Genomic DNA, 5,459 nt, shown 5'->3' with positions numbered 1-5,459 from the left:
CCTTTGTTTTTGACGTAAGGGCTCGACTCCTTGTTGGCCAACTCTTGACTACACAAGGATTTTATCCTTTTTTGCCCACCTTTCCGCTTGAATTTAAGCGATCGGTTAGCCCGATCGCCGTTCGCAATCCGGTGAAAATTTCCGGCAGGCAGGAGGGGAATATGACATAGACAAATAACTGCCAGCCGGAAGCACCGAGGGATCGTGCGCCGTTGATCCGGTCGCTCGAAATCCGTTCCACCCCGGAAACCACCGCTAGAAAAAGTGGGGCGAAGGCGGCCAGGAATAAAAGGGCGACTTTCGACGGATTCTCGATGCCTAACCAGATGACTAACAGGGTGTAGTAAGCGAGGGGGGGTAGCGGTCGGTAGAACTCGATAATTGGGTCAAGGGCTGCTCGGATCAGTTTGGAGAAACCGCATAACATACCCAAGGGGATGGCGGTAACAGTGGCCAGCACTAGCGCCGCCATCAGTCGGTACATACTCTGAAAAAGATGATAGAGAAGCGAGTGGCCCTTGTAGCCACTTTGCAGAATATCGACAAACGCCGACCAAACCGCTGCAGGCGTTGGGAGAAACAGGGGATTGGCCCAGCCTAAAGACGTACTGAGATACCAGAGGGCGAAGATCAGCAGCACCGATCCCAGAGAGATCGCTCGCTCCGGAGTCAGAAAACGATAGATCGGGGATTTTCGAGAAGGATTTCGGGTGGGTGTCCTTTCCGGTTTCAAAACCATACAACTCCCTCGCGGCTGATAGTAAAAGAGCGATCGTTTCTCGGAAAGAAATGATCGAACTACGGCTAATTTCTCTCGTGTCGCCTAATCACGAATTCGTAAAGTTAGCTAGTCCATCGAGATTTCATTATCCTAGGGCAAGCCGACCAAAAAAGTCAAGTTTGTTGATCAAAATAAACTCATATAATTTTGTATAAATTGTACTTGACAAAGATTTCTGGTGTTGCTGGTTTGAGATATAAATTTTCTTTTTTAGGATTTTAAAACCTAGACCTAGACTAGCTTTTGGCTGGGTGCAAGGTTGTCATTTATACCTTAATTCAGCAACGCTCAAAAAAGTAAACTGGCAGCCATGTATAATAACTAATGGAACGACCTAGCGAAGAGTCTGGATATCCTGACAAAACTTGCACCGCTCGGAAATTTGTGTCATACTCCTCGATCAATCAATCAATAAATACAGTATGCCTATCAACTTACTGTATTTAATTCGCGGTGAAGGAGTCTAGAAGTATGTTCGAGGGATTTCTAGTTCGATTATTTTCGGGTTCGGTTTTGGTAGGGATGGCCCTGGCGAGCGCGAATTCGTCGCGGGCCGAGGAAAAATTTTTAGAAAACCAGCCGCCGATGGCCCAGATCACTTCGGTTTCCCAATTGCGGGACGTATCGCCGAGCGCGTGGGCCTATCAAGCACTGCAACAATTAGTGGAACGGTACGGCTGTATCGTCGGCTATCCCGACAGAACCTTTCGGGGCGATCGAGCCTTAACGCGATGGGAGTTCGCCGCGGGCTTAAACGCCTGTCTGAACACGATCGAGCGGTTACTTCAGGAAAATGTAGCGATCGCCCGCGAGGATATCGTTCAGCTTAACCGATTGGCGGAGGAATTCGCCGCCGAGTTGGCGGCCTTGGGTGCCAGGCTCGACAATCTCGAACAGCGCACCGCTTTTCTAGAAAATCATCAATTCTCGACGACGACAAAACTGAAGGGAGAAGTAATCTTTGCCCTGACCGACGCGTTCCAAGGTTCGATACAGGGAAGTAACCTTGTGTTTCAAGATCGGGTTCGTCTATCCTTGGAGTCTAGCTTTACTGGAAAAGACCTCTTAACCGTCCGATTGGCGGCCAGTAGTGCGACCCGATTGCAACTCCCCGGATTCCCCAATAACGCCCAGGGCAACCAAACCTTTAACCTCCCGGCGGGGAACGGCAACGATATCGTCCTCGACTGGCTCGCCTACGAGTTTCCCGTGGGCGATCTGTACGTCTATCTCCCGGCCTATAGCGGTCGCTGGTGGGATTTCGCCCCGACCCTCAACCCCGTGATCGGGGGAGGGACGAACGGCCGGAAAGCCCTCAGTATCTTCGCCCAATTCAATCCCGTCTATACCCTCGGCGGGGGTTCGGGAGTCGGTCTAAATTACAACATCGGCAAACAGTTTACCATTAGCGCCGGCTATCTGGCGGGAGACGATACATCGGGAAATCCCAATCCGGGAAACGGTTTATTTAACGGGGAATATAACACCCTGTTCCAACTAGCTTGGTTGCCCGACGCGAACGCAGGTATCGCGCTCACCTACGTCCACGCTTATCAACCGGACGGACCTCTCTTCGACTTCGGCACGGGAGGGGCGAAAATCGGTACGGCTCCCGCGAACGCGCCCTTTAACGGGCCGGTTTCCTCGAACTCCTACGGGGTTTCGGGTTTCTTCCAGTTTAACCCCTACGTCATTCTTAACGGTTTCTTCGGTTACACCAACGCCCGAAGAACTAGCGGTTCCGGTAGTGCCGATATCTGGTACTATGCGCTAGGACTCGGTTTTCCCGATCTGGGCAAAGAGGGGAATTTAGGCGGTCTCGTGGTGGGCGCAGAGCCGTATCGGGGAGATACTAGCCCGAACGATCTCTCGCTCCATCTGGAGGCGTTTTATAAGTACCAATTGACGAAGAATATCTCGATCACGCCGGGGGTAATCTGGATCACCGCGCCTAACCAGGATGCGGGAAATCCCGACGGGATCATCGGGACAGTCAGAACCACGTTTACTTTCTAAAAATCCCGTTATCACCACATTTGCTCTTGCATTTTTCGTATTTAAGTCACCGATCTGAGACGGTGAGAACTAGGAACTGGAGGATAAATCTATGGGTTTCAACTATTTCAATATTCAACCGATCGCCGGGCGAATTGGAGCCGAGATCGTTGGCATCGATCTGAGTCAAAATCCGAGCGATGATCTAATCGCAGAGATCCGTAAAGCGTTGATTCAATACAAAGTTATTTTTTTTCGACAACAAACCTTAGACGAAAAGGGTCACATCGCTTTTGCCCGTCGTTTTGGCGAGTTGACAAAAGCTCACCCCACTGTACCGGGTTACTTAACGGATTACCCTGAAATTTTCGATTTAGATTATCGGCGACACCATGCCTATACGGATCTTTGGCATACCGACGTTACTTTTGTAGAACGACCGCCCTTAGGCTCGATTTTGCGTGCGGTTATTATTCCGCAATATGGAGGGGATACGATGTGGGCTAATACGGTGACAGGATATGAAGATTTGCCACCCCATTTGAAAGCCTTAGCTGAGCATCTGTGGGTCGTTCATACCAATCACTCGGATTATGCCGCTTCTACGGTTGAGATTTCCCAAGCCAAAAGGGATTACGCCAAGGTTTTCCAATCGACAATTTATGAGGCTATCCATCCGGCGGTGCGCGTTCATCCTGAATCCGGTGAGCGATCACTGGTGTTAGGATCCTTCGCCCGTCGTATTAAAGGACTTTCTTCAGAGGATTCTTTCGATACCCTAAAACTTTTGCAATCCTACGTCACTCGTCCGGAAAACACGGTACGTTGGCGTTGGCAAGTGGGGGATATCGCTTTTTGGGATAATCGTTCTACCCAGCATTACGCGATTGCAGACTATGGCGATCGCCCCCGTCGGGTGCAACGAATCACCATCGTGGGCGATGTTCCAGTCAGTATTGACGGGCAGCGTGGTGGTGTGGTTACGGGAGACGTTAGCGATTATATTCCCGGTTCCCAAAACAAAGACAGCGCTTGACTAAACTGACTCAAACCTATTCATTGGCTTGAGCGACAGGGATTGTAGAATCTCCTCGGCGAGATTAGCAGCCTGCACCCGGATTTCGGGAACGGCAATGGATTCCCAAAGATTGCCATTGCGTAGCGTTCCCAACGTATAAAGCCGTTGGGAAACATTTCCCCCAGCATCAATGAGGGCACCATTGGGGGCAGTGTCGATACCAATTGACACTGGGCTAGGGCGGAGTAGCCCTTGTTGTTGTAGGTTTACCAGCAAGGGGTGTTGGCTATAGTGAGAGTTTGAGCCGGTGCAGTTGACAATCCGATTGACCTGAAAAAAGAGATCTCTGTGGCTGCCCCGTTCCCGAACTGTCACCGCCACTCGATCCCCCAACTGCTGGCAGCTTTCAATCCGCCCAGCATAATATCTCAATTGACCGGACTGCACGGCTGCATTGAGATTCTCAGCAATTTCTGGCGCGATTCGATGGCGGTGAACTTCCCAGTAAGCCTTAACGTGGCGCAGAAATCGCTCTTGTTCTTTTAAGGGCAGTGCTTGCCAGAGTTCTGTCGTGAGCGGACGCAGGGCATCAAATACCGCCCGCCAGTTTTGCCCCTGTGCCTGAGCAGATCGCACTTCTTGGCGCACTAAGTGGAGTAATCCTCGCGTTGTTTTTGGCGCAGTCTCTAGGTCAATAAAGGCAGGATAAGGGGAAGTCACTTGGTGAGAGTGGGGGCTCAATCCGTGGCGCGAGACGGCATGGATCTGTCCCTGGAATCCTTGAGAGCGCAAGGCAACCACTACATCAGCCATCGTCAGTCCGGTTCCCACCAGCAATAGCGAATCTTCTGGATTTAAGCCGTAGGTTGCCTCAGCCGACCAACCATGCCGGGCATAGCGATCGCGGTTCGACAGCAGGGCAATGGGTTTTGGCCAAGAGGCGGGAAAATTGCCCAATGCCAGCACTACCTTCTGCACAGACAAACACCGGCCGCTGCTCAGATAGACCTTTGTATAGTTGGGGAGCGTTTCGATGGCGATCGCTCGCTCGACGATTTGCTCTAACTGTATATAAGCCGGAGCTTTCTCCCTTGCTTCCTTCAAGAGCGCCTGCACGTAATCTCCATAAATCTGGCGCGGCACGAAGGTGGATGCTGTCACTTGTTCCTGCCCGTTCTGATGCAGCCAGTTCAAGAAGTGTGCCGGTTCATCGACAAAGGCACTCATTTTGCCAGCCGGTACGTTCAGTAGGTGACAGAGAAATTGTGTTTGGTAAGCGACTCCTCTTCCTAATTGCGGGTTGGGTTCAATTAACTTGATGGTCAGTGGTACAGCGGCGTTTCGTAGGAGATTGGCTGCCACCAGAGAACCGCTGAAACCACCGCCGATAATAGCGATCGCTGGTTGGGAAACAGTCACATCGGTCATGTCCTTGTCCTGTATTATACTTCATGCAAGATTGTATTATGATTCATTTAGAATACAAAGACAAGGCTGCGATGCCACGGGGCGGCTACATCTAAATTGACATCCTCGCCGCCGTAAAACGGACGGCGATTCCCAAACCTCACGATTTGGGTTTCTGCTTCTTTCCCGAAGGATTTTTCGCACCTGCCTTAACAGATTTACTCTGTTCTGGTCTTATGGTCGCTCTACAGACTGACA

At 50.9% G+C, this 5,459-nt stretch carries 5 protein-coding genes; 3 read left to right on the top strand and 2 right to left on the bottom strand.

The window, feature by feature from the left end:
- Positions 1 to 61 precede the first annotated feature (61 nt).
- The gene (locus O9324_RS19790; RefSeq protein WP_288141095.1) at positions 62 to 739 is read right to left on the bottom strand and encodes an ABC transporter permease; all 678 of its coding nucleotides are present in this window, start codon (positions 737 to 739) and stop codon (positions 62 to 64) included.
- 513 nt (positions 740 to 1,252) lie between these two features.
- Between O9324_RS19790 and O9324_RS19785 the strand changes: the two genes are divergently transcribed.
- The gene (locus tag O9324_RS19785; protein ID WP_502846593.1) at positions 1,253 to 2,797 is read left to right on the top strand and encodes an iron uptake porin; all 1,545 of its coding nucleotides are present in this window, start codon (positions 1,253 to 1,255) and stop codon (positions 2,795 to 2,797) included.
- Positions 2,798 to 2,888: 91 nt separating this feature from the next.
- Positions 2,889 to 3,812, top strand: a complete 924-nt coding sequence (locus O9324_RS19780; protein ID WP_004159780.1) for a TauD/TfdA dioxygenase family protein — start codon at positions 2,889 to 2,891, stop codon at positions 3,810 to 3,812.
- Here the strand turns inward: O9324_RS19780 and O9324_RS19775 are convergent, their stop codons facing one another.
- Positions 3,813 to 5,156, bottom strand: a complete 1,344-nt coding sequence (locus O9324_RS19775) for an FAD/NAD(P)-binding protein (protein ID WP_288141096.1) — start codon at positions 5,154 to 5,156, stop codon at positions 3,813 to 3,815.
- On the opposite strand from O9324_RS19775, the gene O9324_RS19770 reads away from it, so the two are divergent.
- Positions 5,095 to 5,322, top strand: coding sequence for a hypothetical protein (locus tag O9324_RS19770; RefSeq protein ID WP_288141097.1), 228 nt, complete (start codon positions 5,095 to 5,097; stop codon positions 5,320 to 5,322). The two genes, O9324_RS19775 and O9324_RS19770, sit on opposite strands and share 62 nt — an antisense overlap.
- Positions 5,323 to 5,459: the final 137 nt, after the last annotated feature.

Origin of the sequence: Microcystis sp. LE19-84.1B, from assembly GCF_027531875.1 — a bacterium.
Lineage (GTDB): Bacteria > Cyanobacteriota > Cyanobacteriia > Cyanobacteriales > Microcystaceae > Microcystis > Microcystis panniformis.
This window is presented reverse-complemented; position numbering and strand designations above follow the sequence as displayed.